This is a genomic window from Streptosporangium sp. NPDC005286, from assembly GCF_040607515.1.
Lineage (GTDB): Bacteria > Actinomycetota > Actinomycetes > Streptosporangiales > Streptosporangiaceae > Streptosporangium.
Genome location: NZ_JBEXGU010000021.1, coordinates 40,892 through 53,920, shown reverse-complemented (window position 1 = coordinate 53,920; position 13,029 = coordinate 40,892). Strand labels below are relative to the sequence as shown.

12 protein-coding genes and 1 pseudogene are annotated in these 13,029 nt (G+C 69.3%); 7 read left to right on the top strand and 6 right to left on the bottom strand.

Annotation, left to right across the window (positions count from 1 at the left end; genetic code table 11):
* Positions 1-143: 143 nt before the first annotated feature.
* The 5 genes from ABZU75_RS11085 to ABZU75_RS11065 all read left to right on the top strand — a co-directional run bounded on the left by ABZU75_RS11085 (position 144) and on the right by ABZU75_RS11065 (position 5,555).
* Complete coding sequence (locus ABZU75_RS11085) at positions 144-1,061, top strand: DUF3068 domain-containing protein (RefSeq protein WP_355552002.1); 918 nt, start codon at positions 144-146, stop codon at positions 1,059-1,061.
* 190 nt (positions 1,062-1,251) lie between these two features.
* Positions 1,252-2,064: a decaprenyl-phosphate phosphoribosyltransferase gene (locus tag ABZU75_RS11080; protein WP_355552057.1), complete on the top strand. Its 813-nt coding sequence runs from the start codon at positions 1,252-1,254 to the stop codon at positions 2,062-2,064.
* 49 nt (positions 2,065-2,113) lie between these two features.
* On the top strand, positions 2,114-3,439 hold the full coding sequence (locus tag ABZU75_RS11075) for an FAD-binding oxidoreductase (protein WP_355551999.1): 1,326 nt from the start codon (positions 2,114-2,116) through the stop codon (positions 3,437-3,439).
* Between the two features lie 142 nt (positions 3,440-3,581).
* Positions 3,582-4,328, top strand: coding sequence for an SDR family NAD(P)-dependent oxidoreductase (locus tag ABZU75_RS11070; RefSeq protein WP_355551997.1), 747 nt, complete (start codon positions 3,582-3,584; stop codon positions 4,326-4,328).
* Positions 4,329-4,442: 114 nt separating this feature from the next.
* Entirely contained in the window at positions 4,443-5,555 is a 1,113-nt protein-coding gene (locus tag ABZU75_RS11065; RefSeq protein WP_355551995.1) for a nitronate monooxygenase family protein, read from the top strand.
* 45 nt (positions 5,556-5,600) lie between these two features.
* Here ABZU75_RS11065 and ABZU75_RS11060 read toward each other — a convergent pair whose 3' ends face one another.
* From ABZU75_RS11060 to ABZU75_RS11040, 5 genes and pseudogenes are all read right to left on the bottom strand, one after another.
* Positions 5,601-6,740, bottom strand: coding sequence for a PP2C family protein-serine/threonine phosphatase (locus ABZU75_RS11060; RefSeq protein ID WP_355551992.1), 1,140 nt, complete (start codon positions 6,738-6,740; stop codon positions 5,601-5,603).
* A gap of 335 nt (positions 6,741-7,075) precedes the next feature.
* Positions 7,076-7,462: a VOC family protein gene (locus ABZU75_RS11055; RefSeq protein WP_355551989.1), complete on the bottom strand. Its 387-nt coding sequence runs from the start codon at positions 7,460-7,462 to the stop codon at positions 7,076-7,078.
* 430 nt (positions 7,463-7,892) lie between these two features.
* Positions 7,893-8,459, bottom strand: coding sequence for a DUF1062 domain-containing protein (locus ABZU75_RS11050; RefSeq protein WP_355551986.1), 567 nt, complete (start codon positions 8,457-8,459; stop codon positions 7,893-7,895).
* A 413-nt stretch (positions 8,460-8,872) separates the two neighbouring features.
* Positions 8,873-9,028, bottom strand: a pseudogene (locus tag ABZU75_RS11045) (transposase); the annotation flags it as partial.
* Between the two features lie 65 nt (positions 9,029-9,093).
* On the bottom strand, positions 9,094-10,302 hold the full coding sequence (locus tag ABZU75_RS11040; RefSeq protein ID WP_355551983.1) for a cysteine desulfurase-like protein: 1,209 nt from the start codon (positions 10,300-10,302) through the stop codon (positions 9,094-9,096).
* Between the two features lie 404 nt (positions 10,303-10,706).
* Here ABZU75_RS11040 and ABZU75_RS11035 point away from each other — a divergent pair, with 404 nt between their 5' ends.
* A complete protein-coding gene (locus ABZU75_RS11035) occupies positions 10,707-11,522 on the top strand; it encodes a thioesterase family protein (protein WP_355551980.1) in 816 nt (271 codons plus the stop codon).
* 100 nt (positions 11,523-11,622) lie between these two features.
* Positions 11,623-12,096 carry a helix-turn-helix domain-containing protein gene (locus tag ABZU75_RS11030; RefSeq protein WP_355551977.1) on the top strand — a complete coding sequence of 158 codons (474 nt, stop codon included), beginning with the start codon at positions 11,623-11,625 and terminating at the stop codon, positions 12,094-12,096.
* Between the two features lie 64 nt (positions 12,097-12,160).
* On the opposite strand, the gene ABZU75_RS11025 is transcribed toward ABZU75_RS11030, so the two are convergent.
* Positions 12,161-12,796, bottom strand: a complete 636-nt coding sequence (locus ABZU75_RS11025) for a DUF305 domain-containing protein (protein WP_355551974.1) — start codon at positions 12,794-12,796, stop codon at positions 12,161-12,163.
* Positions 12,797-13,029: the final 233 nt, after the last annotated feature.

Here is a 13,029-nt window from a genome sequence, read left to right as displayed (position 1 = left end):
CCGATCTAGAACTTGTTTCGGTCACTTTTCCGCATCCCCCGGTGACGTCGATCACTCCCTGCACCTAACATACTGGTCAGTAGCATTGTCAATCCACATATTTCCCCCTAAACCCCCCATGCTGTAATCCCCCAGGAGGGTAGATGCGCCGGGTCGTCGGAGTAATCCTGTTAGCCGTCGGGGCGTTCCTCATTGTGCTCGCGCCGCTGGTGCGTTTCCAGATCGGCGGCAGCCTGATCGCGGCTCCGGCCGCCCAATACGGGATCAGCAAGCTGGAGGCCACCGGAGCGCAGTACTTCAGCGCCAAGGACCTCAAGGTGATGACCGGCGACCTCGCCATCACCGTCACCACCCGCGGGGACGTGTCCCAGTCCCAGGGCGACCGGGTCGTCTGGGACGAGTTCACCGCGGTCAACGACCCGACGAACGGTAACCCGGGCATCGCGATCAACGAACGGCGCAGCGCCTTCAACAAGTACACCGGCGAGGGCATCAACTGCTGCGCGGTGAACATCGACAAGAAGCCCAGCAAGCTTGAAGGCCAGATCTACAAGTTCCCCTTCGACGTCGAGAAGAAGACCTACAAGGTCTTCAACTCCACCGCGGGCATGGCCTTCGACGCCACGTTCGTCGGCGAGGAGGACGTCAACGGCCTGCCGGCGTACAAGTTCGAGCAGGTGGCTCCGGAGACGAAGACCGAGACCCGCACCGTCCCCGCCTCGATCATGGGCGTGACGGACGTGACGGGCGACGTCCAGGTGGACCGGTTCTACGAGGGCAAGAACACCTACTGGATCGAGCCGGTGACCGGCTCGCCGGTCAAGCAGGAGCAGCAGCGCAACGACGTCCTGAGGACCCAGGACGGTGCCCACAGCATCATCGCCTTCGCGGCGACGGCCAAGATGACCCCGCAGACCGTCGACGAGCTGGTGCGCAACGCCACCGAGGGCAAGAGCCAGATCACCCTGCTCAAGGTGACGATCCCGGTGATCCTGCTGCTGGTGGGCCTCGCCCTGCTGGTCACCGGATTCCTCCTGGTCCGCAGGACCGGCCGGGGCTGACGATCGGAATGCGGTGAGCTCCGGTGACCGGATCCTGGCGAGCCAGGATCCGGTGAACGAGAAAGCGGTGGCCGCGTGGCCGTCGGCGAATCCGCCGACGGCCGCCCCGGCCGCGCCGGAGCTCCCCCTTCCGGGCGCCCGGCGCCTCTCGCTCGTCGCCCTTGTCCGGGCCTGCCGCCCGCGCCAGTGGCTGAAGAACGCCCTGGTGTTCGCGGCCCCGGCGGCGGCCGGCGTGCTGGGGACCGCCCAGGGCCTGCTGGGCGCGCTGATCGCCTTCGTGGCGTTCTGCCTGGCCGCCGGCGGCACCTACCTGCTCAACGACGCCGCCGACGTCGAGGCCGACCGCCGCCACCCGCGCAAGCGCCACCGCCCCATCGCGGCGGGTCTGGTCTCGGTACGGCTCGCCTGGATCGTCGGAGCCCTGCTCGTCGTGCTCGCCCCGGTGTTCGCCGCGCTGTCGGGTGACTGGCGGCTGCCGGCCGTCGTCGTCGGATACCTGGCGCTGACCTTCGCCTACACCTACTGGCTCAAGCACGAGGTGGTGGTGGACCTGGTCGCGGTCGCGGGCTGCCACGTGATCCGCGCCTTCGCCGGGGCGGTCGCCGTGGACGTGCCGGTGACGAGCTGGTTCCTTGTGGTGATCTCGCTCGGCTCGCTCCAGCTCGTGGCGGGCAAGCGGGAGGCCGAGCTGCGCGCCGCCGCCGGTGGCAACTCCACCCGCGCCATCCTGGCCGCCTACACTCCCGGCTACCTGGCCGGTGTCCGGATGATGTCGTCAGGCGCGATGATCGTGACCTACTGCCTGTGGGCGCTCAACGACCACCCCGGCCCGTTCTACGGGATCAGCATCGTGCCCTTCCTGCTCATCGTGCTGCGGCACAATCTGCTGGTGGACAGGGGCGTGGGGGAGGAGCCCGAGGAACTCGCCCTGCGCGACCGGCCCACGCAGGTGTTCGTCGCGCTCCTGCTCGTCTCGCTCGCCTTCGGGATCTACCTGCCTTGACCTCCTCTCCAGGGCCGAGGCCCGAGTTCTCCACGCTCAAGGAGGTTCGATGACCTTCCTGACCGGCTGGGGCCGTACCGCGCCGACCCCCGCGCGTCTGGCCAGGCCCCGCTCCGCCGAGGAGGTCGCCGAGCTGGTACGGCGGGCACCGGGCCGGGGCGTCGCGGTCCGGGGACTCGGCCGCTCCTACGGCGACGCCGCGCAGAACTCCGGCGGCCTGGTCCTCGACTGCACCGCGCTGACCTCGTGGTCCCTGGACGGGACAACCGGCCTGGTCACCGCCGCCGGCGGGCTGAGCCTGCACGATCTGATGGCCGCTCTGGTGCCCCTGGGCTGGTTCGTCCCGGTCACCCCGGGCACCAGGTACGTGACGGTCGGCGGGGCCGTGGCGGCCGACGTGCACGGCAAGAACCACCACGCCGACTCCTCCTTCGGCGCTCACCTGCGCTCCCTCACCCTCGTCACGGCCGACGGCGCCGGCCGTACGCTGGCGCCGGGCGACGAGCTGTTCTGGGCCACGGTCGGTGGGATGGGGCTCACCGGTGTGATCACCGAGGCGGTGTTCCAGTGCCTGCCGATCGAGACCTCCCGGGTACGGGTGGACGTCGAGCGTACCCGGGACCTGGACCACACGCTGGAGACGATGGCGGCCACCGATCACCGTTACCGCTACACGGTCGCCTGGATCGACCTGCTCGCCGCGGGCGCCCGGATGGGCCGCAGCGTGCTCACCAGGGGAGACCACGCGACCCGCGACGAGTTGCCGCGCGGCGCCGACCCGCTGGCGTTCGCTCCCGGTTTCGCGGTGAAGGCCCCCGCCTGGGCGCCGAACGGGCTGCTCAACCAGGTGACCGTACGGGCCTTCAACGAGGCCTGGTACCGGAAGTCGCGCCCCGGCACCGGTCTCATCCAGGGACTCGCGCCGTTCTTCCACCCGCTGGACTCGGTGGACGGCTGGAACCGGGTCTACGGCTCGCACGGCTTCGTCCAGTACCAGTTCCTGGTGCCGTTCGGCGAGGAGGCGACGCTGCGGCGGATCGTCTCGCGGCTGTCGGCCGACGGGGTGGTCTCCTTCCTCACGGTGCTCAAGCGGTTCGGCCCCGGCACGCCGGGGATGCTGTCGTTCCCGGCCCCCGGCTGGACGCTCGCCCTGGACATCCCCGCAGGCCGGCGAGGGCTGGCCGGGCTGCTGCGCGAGTTCGACGGCTGGGTGGCGCGGGCGGGCGGGCGGATCTATCTGGCCAAGGACTCGCGGATGTCGGCCGAGACGATGGCCGCGACGTATCCCCGGCTGGCAGAGTGGCGGGGAATCCGTGACGAGGTGGATCCGGCCGGGGTGTTCCGCTCGGACCTGTCGAGAAGACTCTCCCTGTGAGCCGCGGTCGCGTGACGTGCCGTGCGGCTCGGCCCCCGTGGCGGGTGAGCGGACAGGTCCCGGTCCCGGGACGCCGAGGAGGACCGCCCGTTGACTTCCTCCCCAAGGCTGCGGCCCGGGGGCTCCACGCTGGAGGTATTCGATGAGGAACGCCCTGGGCGCGGTGGACACCGTGCTGCTGCTGGGTGGGCGCAGCGAGATCGGGCTGGCGATCGTCGAGCGGCTGGTCCGCGACGGTGCCCGCCGGGTCGTGCTCGCCGCCCGTGACGCCACCGCCGGGCCGCCCCCGGTGATCGGGGCCGCCGAGGTGCACCTGCTGGACTTCGACGCCTCCCGGCCCGAGACGCACGGCGAGGTGATCGAGGCCGCCGCGAAGCTGGTCGGTGACCTGGACGTGGTCATCCCCGCCTTCGGCGTGCTGGGCAGCCAGAAGACCTACGACGCCGATCCGGTGGCCGCCGCCGAGGCGGTCGCGGTCAACTACGGCGGGCACGTGTCCGCCGGGCTCTTCGCCGCGCGGCGGCTGCGCGAGCAGGGCCACGGCACGCTGGTGGTGCTCTCCTCGGTGGCCGGGGTGCGGGTGCGCCGGGCCAACTTCGTGTACGGCTCGGCCAAGGCGGGCCTGGACGGGTTCGCGCAGGGGCTGGGCGACGCCCTGCACGGATCGGGTGCCCGGGTGATGGTGGTCCGGCCTGGTTTCGTGATCGGCAGGATGACCGAGGGGATGTCCCCCGCGCCGATGTCGTCCACGCCGGGGCAGGTCGCAGACGCGGTGATCGCCGGGTTGCGCTCGGACGCCGAGGTCGTCTGGGTTCCCGGCGGGCTGCGGGTGTTCTTCGCGGTGATGCGCGTGCTGCCGCGCGCGATCTGGCGCCGAATGCCTCGGTGAAACGGGCTCTTGTTGTAGTTTCCCGGCAATGTTTTGATTTCCCGACAATACCGACGAAATATTCTAGACTAGAACACGTTGCAGTTTGCCGGAGGCGGGTCGTACCGTGGGCGCATGCGGACACGTGTCACGGACATGCTCGGGATCGAACTTCCGATATTCGCTTTCAGCCACTGCCGGGATGTCGTCGTCGAGGTCAGTCGCGCCGGCGGGATGGGCGTGCTCGGCGCGCTCTACTTCACCCCGGAAGAGCTCGAGATGGAGCTCAAGTGGATCGACGACCACGTCGACGGTAAGCCGTACGGCGTCGACGTGGTCATGCCCGCCTCCTACGCGGGAGCCGACCTGGGCGTCGACTCGCCCGAGGATCTGCTGGGACGGCTCCAGGGGATGATCCCCGAGGGGCACCGCGCGTTCGTCGACGACCTGCTGACCTCGCACGGCGTCGGTCCGCTGTCCGGCGAGGAGGCCGGCCGGGCCCTGCTCGGCTGGACCGACGCCACCGCCCGGCCGCAGGTCGAGGTGGCGCTGCGGCACCCGATCGCGCTGCTGGCCAACGCCCTCGGGCCGCCGCCCGCCGACGTGGTCGAGCTGGCGCACGCCAAGGGCGTGAAGGTGGCGGCGCTGGCGTCCACCCCCCGGCACGCCGTCAAGCAGGTCGAGGTCGGCGTGGACATCGTCGTCGCGCAGGGCACCGAGGCGGGCGGGCACACCGGGGAGATCTCCACGATGGTGCTCATCCCACAGGTGGTGGACGCGGTGGAGGTGCCCGTACTGGCCGCGGGAGGCATCGGCAACGGCCGCCAGATGGCGGCGGGCATGGCGCTCGGAGCCGAGGGGGTGTGGACCGGTTCCATCTGGCTCGCCGTCGAGGAGGCCGACACCCCCGCGATGGCCAAGCAGCGCATCCTGGAGGCCACCTCACGCGACACCGTGCGCTCCCGCTCGTGGACGGGCAAGCCCGCCCGGCTGCTCAGGAACGAGTGGACCGACGCCTGGGAGGCGCCCGACTCGCCCGGCACCCTGCCGATGCCGCTGCAGTTCATGCTGATCTCCGACGCGCTCCGCCGCATCGCCCGCTCCGACGCCGCCGAGCTGGCCACCTTCCCGGCGGGTCAGATCATCGGGACCATGAACCAGGTACGGTCGACCAAGGACGTGGTGTTCGGGCTGGTGGAGGAGTATATCGAGGCCACCGAGCGGCTTGGGCGGCTGACCGGGGAGTAGCGCGGGTTCGTGGCCCGCCGCGCTCTCCGTTCCGGGTGCACATGATCAATGGATGGTCGCGGGCGTGCCGGGGGAGTTCCGGCGGACGGCCAGTACGGCGACGTCGTCGCGGAGATTGCCCCGGGTGTGTCGGAGCAGTTCGGTCTGGAGGGTGCCGACCACCTGATCGGGGGAGGCGTCATGCCAGTGGGCCAGGCGGTCCTCCAGGGGGTAGAAGACGCCGGACGGGTCACGGGCCTCGGTGACGCCGTCCGTGCAGAGCAGCAGGGTCGCACCGGGAGGGAAGTCGAACCATTCGACGGCACGTGGTTGCGAGGTGAGGGAGCCCAGCCCCAGGGGGACGCCCGGATCACGGAAGAGAACCGGGCCGACCCGTTCGCCGTACAGGATGTACAGCGGAACATGGCCGCAGTTGACGGCCTGGGCCTTGTATCCGCTGTCGACGCTCAGTACGAGGGCGGTGACGAAGCGTTCGGGTTCGCCGGCCTGCTTCGCGAAGGCGTTGTGCCGCACCACGGCATTTTCCAGTGCGTCCACCACCGCGGGGAGAGCCGGTTCCCGGAAGGCCGCCTCCCGGAAGGCGCCCAGCACCGCGAAGGCGGTGCCGATGGCGGGCAGGCCCTTGCCCTGGACATCGGCGATGAGCACCCGGCTGCCGTACGGCGAGGCCACGACCTCGTAGACGTCGCCCCCGACCATGCTGTCCTCCTCCGCGGGCTCGTACAGCCCGTCGACCAGGAGCTGGTCGGTGAGCAACGGCAGCGGGCGCAGGATCTGCCGCTGCAGGGCCGCCGACGCCGAGCGCAGCCGGGCGATCTCCTCGTTCTTGCGGATCCGCCACCGGCCTCCCGCGACGCTCAACCCCCCGAGTACGACGGAGAAGACGATCAATGACAGATTGGCGGCCGGCTGCAACGGGTGGTAGAGCACCGAGCCGGTAACGACGAGGACGACCCATCCGGCGGTGAGGAAGGTCTGCCGCACCGTCCCCACCCCGGCGACGAAGGCGGGCAGGATGATGAGGAAGGGGGCCAGCCGGCTCTCTCTGTCGCTCAGGTAGCCGGACACCAGGACAAGCACGGTGAGGCCAAGGAGCCAGTACAGCAGAACGGTGGAACTGAGCGCGGAGGAGGTGATCCCGCTCCGTTTCCCGCCGCTCTCCGGCGGGCCGTCAGAAGTGCGCACCGTTGCTCCTGCTCTCCGTTGTCGAGGTTCGGCCGGAGGGACCTCGACACTTGCCCGGCCTTGGCGGAACGGCACGCGCCATCTCATGGTGCGCGGGGGGCGGCGTTCCACCTCTCTCTCGCATCGTAGAACGGACTCCGGTGACTCTCGCGTCCACGTGCGCTGATCGGCGCGGTTCCGCTGCGATGAGCCATGGCCGGCCGAGGGTGCGCGCTCCGGTGGGTGGATGTTCCGGGCGGCCGTCTCAGTCGCCGTCTGGTGTTCTCAGGCCTCCGGCCTGTCCGGGCGCGGTGGTCTCGGGCTTTTGTGCGCCGCCCGGAACACCCACCTCTGCGTCATCCACCGCTGCCGTAGGGGCGGGTGATGATCTCCAGGTTGTGGTGGTTCGGGTCCTCGAAGTAGAGGCCGCGACCGCCGTCGTGGTGGTTGATCTGCCCGACCTGCCGGTGGAAGGGGTCGGCGTAGTAGGTGATGCCGGCCTGCTGGATCCGTCCGAAGATGGCGTCGAACTCCTTCTCGGAGACCAGGAAGGCGTAGTGCTGGGTGGTGATCTCTTTCTCGTGGCTGTCGGCGAAGTCCAGGGTGACGCCGTTGCCGGTCGCCACGGGGATGAAGGGCCCGTAGGGGGCCCCGACCTCAAGGCCCAGGACGCCTGCCAGGAACTCGGCGGACGCCTTCTTGTCGCGGGCCGCCACGATGGTGTGGTTCAACTCAACTGACATGGTGAAATCCTTCCCCGAAACGGACGAGACGGTCGGCCTCTGAGGCTCCTACCCGGCAGATGGTGTGGCGAGTCACCTCCATGGCCCGTCCCGCACCGCCGGGCCGAACCCGCCTGCCGCTTGGGGCGTGACCAGGTCATTTGCGGTGCGGGGCGTTGCTTGTGGACATCGAACCCGGACCTGCGGGTGAAGCGATTTCGCGGCAGTCTCTATCGCAGCGGCGGGAGCCTCTCACCGGATGCGCCACAAGCATGTGTTCGGGAAATCAGCTGTTTCCGCTGTCAGCGGAGAAAGGCTGTTTTCCGAACACGAGGCAGAGGAGGTCATCGCCCGCGATCTGCTTCGCCGACTTGTGGGAAACAGATCGCGGGCGATGACGGACGGGTCGGCCACGACCGGCAGACAGGGATTCAGCACGAGATCCGGGCGGCTACACCGTCCTGCTCCCGCCCTGAGCGGCGGGAAGGACGACAAAAGTGAAGTTCGCGGTCGTGGTGCGGTTGAGGCGGACATCGGACTTGATCCGGCGTTCGGTTTCGCTCCGGCTGATGCCGAGGCCGTGGGCGATCAGCCGCTCCGGGCGGATGGGCACGGGGTCAAGGAACTCGACCTCCACCCGGATCGGCCAGCTCGGGTCCGCCGGCGGATGCGGTGGTGACGTATGCAGACGCCATGCGTCCTTCCAGTCAAGGCTGAACCGGTTGCGCCGGGAGATCAACGGGTCCAGGAGCGTCTGGATGACGAGCGCCGGATCGTTGGTTTCGAACGCGTGGAGCTGGACGGGATCAATGGAGCGAACCGGGACTCGCTCGCGTACGGTGATCTTCGAGGTCTGATCGCAGGAGACACAGCGGACGAGAAGCCACACGTCGAGAAGCTTGCCGTTGGCGTTCACCCGGAACTTGCCCTCCGCGACGGTGGCCACCGCCGAGCGGCACTCCAGGCAGTGGAAGCGCAGTAGGGGCAGGCGAGTCCGCCGTACGGTCCAGGACAGCACGGAATGATCTCTATGGGGTTGTGAAGACATGATCTCTCTGACCTGACGAAGGCCGTGGTCACACGGCCTGAAACGCTGAAGAGCCGGGGGTCCCGGCAGAGCCGCCAGTTGCGGCACGCAGGAACGGGACAGCCCGGTAGTACCGACGGAGTCGGTGACGAAGCGCTTTGGAAAGGTGTCAGGCGGAGAGAGCGGGCGGGGTCACGCGGGTGTCCTCACGACGGATTCGACGATGCCGATCGCAAGCTATGTGATCACTTGTCGAGCCGCAACCGATTTATTCACCCGATGGCAGGCCGGTGATTGGCAACAGCCGGGCAGAGGGAACCGCGGAGCGGCCAGGCGGAGACCGCCGCCGTGCTCTCGAGCGAAAGGCTGTGCCCTTGTCATCACGTGCAGCCCGGCGCGGTGTGGGCATAGGCCAGAAACACGCCGATCCGGCAGTTCTCGATCCGGCCCGCGGTGCCGCTGTATTGCCGTTGTACCCCCGCCGACCGGGTGCCTTTCTTGACGAAGCCGGTCTCATCCACGATCAGCACGCCCCCGGGGCCCAGCCGATCGACGACGAAGGATCGCGCGGTGGCCGTCGCCATGTGAGCCCGACCCCTCAAGATCGCGAAGTGTCACTGGAGCACTAGACCTGTCGGGTCAGCTCGTGGATGCCCTTCAGTAGCCGGTTCACGTCGGATTCGTCGGTGTACGGCGCGATTCCGGCGCGGATCGCGCCGGTGTCGCCGAGGCCCAGGCGGCGGGAGCACTCCAGCGCGTAGAAGGTGCCGGCGGGCGCGTTGACGCCGCGTTCGGCCAGGGACAGGTAGGCGTCGGCCGGCCTGACGTGGCCGATGGAGAACAGCGTCGTGGGGGTACGCCTGCGTGACGCCGTGCCGTACGAGGTCACTTCGCCGATCTCGGCGAGGCCCGCGTCGAGTCGTCCGAGCATGGCCTCCTCATGGCGTTCCAGCGCGGCCATCGAGCGGGCCAGGCGTTCGCGCCGGGGGCCTTCGCCAGGTACGAGACCGGCGAGGAAGTCGACCGCCGCCGTCGTACCGGCGAGCAGCTCGTAGGGGAGGGTGCCCAGCTCGAAGCGTTCCGGCACCGCGTCGCTGGAGGGGAGCAGCTTGTCCGGGCGGAGGGTCTCCAGCAGCGCGGGGTCGGCGGCGAGCACGCCCAGGTGCGGGCCGAGGAACTTGTACGGCGAGCAGGCGTAGAAGTCGGCGCCGAGCCCTTGAAGGTCGACCGGGCTGTGCGGCGTCAGGTGCACGCCGTCGACGTAGAGCAGCGCTCCGGCCGCGTGTACCCGCTCGGCGATCGCCGGAATGTCCGGCCGGCTGCCCAGCAGGTTCGACGCGGCGGTGACGGCCACCAGCCGGGTGCGCTCGGTGAGCAGGCCGGTGATCGCGGTGACGTCCAGCTCGCCGCGCTCCGGATCGAAGTCGGCCCAGCGGACGGTGACCCCGTGTGCCTCGGCGGTCTGCGTCCAGGGCCGGATGTTCGCGTCGTGGTCCAGCCTGGTGACCACGACCTCGTCACCGGGACGCCACCCCTTGGCGAGCGTGCGGGCCATGTCGTAGGTGAGCTGCGTCATGCTCCGGCCGAACACGATGCCGGTCGGCGTACCGCCGAGCAGGTCGGCCATCGCCTGGCGTGCCTCGGCCACGATGCGGTCGGCCCGGCGCTCGGCGGCGGTTCCGGCGCCGCGGTTGGCGACGGCGGCCCGCAGGGTGCCGGCCACGGCGTCCGCCACCTGCTCGGGAACCTGCGAGCCTCCCGGCCCGTCGAAGTGCGCCGCGCCCTCGTCGAGGGCGGGGAAATGCGCCCGTACGGCTGCCACGTCGTATGCCATGAGACCTCCCGGATCGCTGTCGACCCGACCGCGGCCGATCCGCTCGCGAACGGCTTGGCCGAAGCCTATCCAGCCGGGTCCCGGAGGAATCCGCGCGGGGACCTTCGTCCAGCGGGGAATCCGTCCGCCGGGCAGGTTCCGCAAGGGCGGTCGGCCCACCCGCGCGACAGCGCGAGGCGGGCCGATCCGGATGCGGGAGCAGCCCGGGACCGAACACGTCCGCGTGGCGATGCTGATCGGCCGGGTCGGGGACGAAGCCGTGCGATAAAGAGGTGTCCCGTTACCGGACGGACCCGACCATGGCGGCCGTTGCCCCATCACCAGAGAGTTGTGTTTTCAAACTAACTGCTGTTACGGTCTCCAGGGTCGAGTTAGTTGGAAAATCCAACCCTCTGGGAGAATTTGTGATCCCAACGCGGATGGACGGTGCCGTCGCGCCGGGTGTCCTGCTGCGCGAGCCGGTGGGCGACCTCGTCGATCCGGGAAAGCACCTGTGGGGTTTCGGCGGTGTTCACGGTGGCCTGACCCTCGCGCTGCTGACGGCGGCGATGGGGGAGCAGGCGCCGGGCACGCTGTTGCAGAGTAGTACGGCGCGCTACCACCGCCCCCTCCACGGAGGGTTCCGCGTCGAGGTCTCGCCGGTGCGTTCCGGCCGTACGCTCTCCTCGCTCGCGGGCCGGGCGACGACGGAGCAGGGCGTCCATGTCGACGCCTCGGCGACGTTCGGGTCCCCCGGTCGCGCCTCCTGGCCGGTCGTCTCGCCCGCCGCGCCGGCCGTGCCGAGACCGGAGGACTGCGAGGTCTTCACGATCCCGCCCGAGTTCGTGGCCATCTCCACGTCCATGGAGATCCGTGCCGTGGGGCCGGACCGTCCCTACGCGGGCGGGACCGAGGCCGAGCTGATCGCCTGGATCCGCCTGGTGGAGGACTCCGAGCCGCCGGACGCGCATCGCCTGATCCTGCTGATGGACGGGCTGGCGCCGTCCTACTCCGCGGTCCTGCGGGAGATGCTGCCCATTCCCACCGTCGAGTTCACCGTACGGCCGGGTGCCGGGCTCGCGCGGGCGGAGTCACCGTGGGTACTCCTGCACGCCCGTACGCATCAGGCGGGCGCCGACGGCTGGATCGAAGAGCGGATCGACGCCTGGGGTCCTGACGGGGATCATCTTGGCTCCGCCAGGCAGCTCCGCCTGGTGACGGGTCGGCCGCGGGATGTGTGACCTCGCCCCGCCGACCGGCGGCACCGGACCCGAAAGGCGCTGAGCGATGAGCCGATCGGGGCCGGTGGGAACGGCGGCCGAGGCGGCTAAACTGCACGGCATGCCAAAGGAGGCTCAGCCGCGCGAGTGCTCCATCGCCGACACCCTGGACCTGGTCGGCGAGCGGTGGAGCCTGCTGGTGATCCGCGAGCTCAGCCACGGCGTGCGGCGGTTCGACGGCATCGTGCTCAACACCGGAGCCTCCCGCGACATCCTCACCGCCCGGCTGCGCAAGCTGGAGGCGGCCGGGATCGTCCGGCGGGAGCGCTACAGCGACCACCCCGTACGCTTCGAGTACCACCTCACGCCCGCGGGCGTCGAACTGTGCGACGTCCTGATCACGCTCATGAGGTGGGGCGACCGCCACCTGCATCCCGACGACCCCCCGGTCCGCTGGCAGCATTCCTGCGGCGAGCCCCTCGACGCGATGGTCATCTGCCGCCACTGCGGCGGCGAGGCTCGCGTCGGTGCTCACTCACCCACCGGCCGTGGTGTGAAATCCGGAAATACCACGCATACAGCAACCGCTCAGTAGCCGTTATTTCCGCTGTGCAGTGAGCCACCGGCATTCGGCGATCCTCGGGACGGTCGGTGAACGGTTACTCGAGCGGGGTGCCGCCCATTTGGGCGAGGAGTTGTTGCATGCGGTCGATCTCGATGCGCTGGTCCGCGTCGACGTCGGTGGCGAAGCGGTAGGTCTCGGGTTCCTGGCCGCCGCCGTCGGCGAAGAGTTTCTCCACCATGCTCAGCGCGCCCGTGTGGTGGCGGATCATGAACTGGACGAAGAGCTTGTCGAACTCGGCGCCGCTCGCCTTCTCCAGTTCGGTGAGCTGCGCCTCGGTGAGCATCCCGGGCATGATCCCGCCGTGCGCGTGGCCGGAGGATCCGTTCGGCACCTGCTTGAGGCGTGCCCGGAGCCAGTCCTGCATCAGCCGGATCTCGTCCTGCTGTGACGCCTTGATCCGTTCGGCGAGCAGCGACAGGTCCCTGCGCGTGCTGCGGGTGGAGACGAGCTCGGCCATCACCAGGGCCTGCGCGTGGTGCGGGATCATCCCCTGCATGAAGCGTACGTCGGCCTCGGTGTACTGCTGCTCCTCGGGTTGGGGCAGCTTGTCGCCGGTGAGCACCTGGCCTGACTGCCCGGGGGCGCCCGGCTGCACGACCGCGGGGGCGCGTTCGGCGGTCTGCTCGGAGCCCTCGGACGTGCACGCCGCGAGAATTGTAACGATAAGCATAAGAGGGAAGACGCGCCGTAGCGGGGATGGCGAGAGCATGATATATATCCGCTTTCGACTCATTGGGCTGAAAGTCCGTAATCAATAGATATCGCAGGGTATAGCACATCCTCTGATGTTCCCCTACAGTTTTTGTGCCGATGCATAGATCTTGGGTGCTTGTGCGGTATGGGTCATTTATGTCCCGTATCGCACTGCATTGGGTCATGTCAATGGAGACATTAGAGAAGGAG

Bases quoted from the DNA above. Each gene is read 5' to 3' on its own strand.
- ABZU75_RS11075 (WP_355551999.1), top strand. From the start codon at position 2,114: ATGACCTTCCTGACCGGCTGGGGCCGTACCGCGCCGACCCCCGCGCGT.
- ABZU75_RS11025 (WP_355551974.1), bottom strand. From the start codon at position 12,796: ATGCTTATCGTTACAATTCTCGCGGCGTGCACGTCCGAGGGCTCCGAG.
- ABZU75_RS11030 (WP_355551977.1), top strand. From the start codon at position 11,623: ATGCCAAAGGAGGCTCAGCCGCGCGAGTGCTCCATCGCCGACACCCTG.
- ABZU75_RS11065 (WP_355551995.1), top strand. From the start codon at position 4,443: ATGCGGACACGTGTCACGGACATGCTCGGGATCGAACTTCCGATATTC.
- ABZU75_RS11085 (WP_355552002.1), top strand. From the start codon at position 144: ATGCGCCGGGTCGTCGGAGTAATCCTGTTAGCCGTCGGGGCGTTCCTC.
- ABZU75_RS11055 (WP_355551989.1), bottom strand. From the start codon at position 7,462: ATGTCAGTTGAGTTGAACCACACCATCGTGGCGGCCCGCGACAAGAAG.
- ABZU75_RS11070 (WP_355551997.1), top strand. From the start codon at position 3,582: ATGAGGAACGCCCTGGGCGCGGTGGACACCGTGCTGCTGCTGGGTGGG.
- ABZU75_RS11040 (WP_355551983.1), bottom strand. From the start codon at position 10,302: ATGGCATACGACGTGGCAGCCGTACGGGCGCATTTCCCCGCCCTCGAC.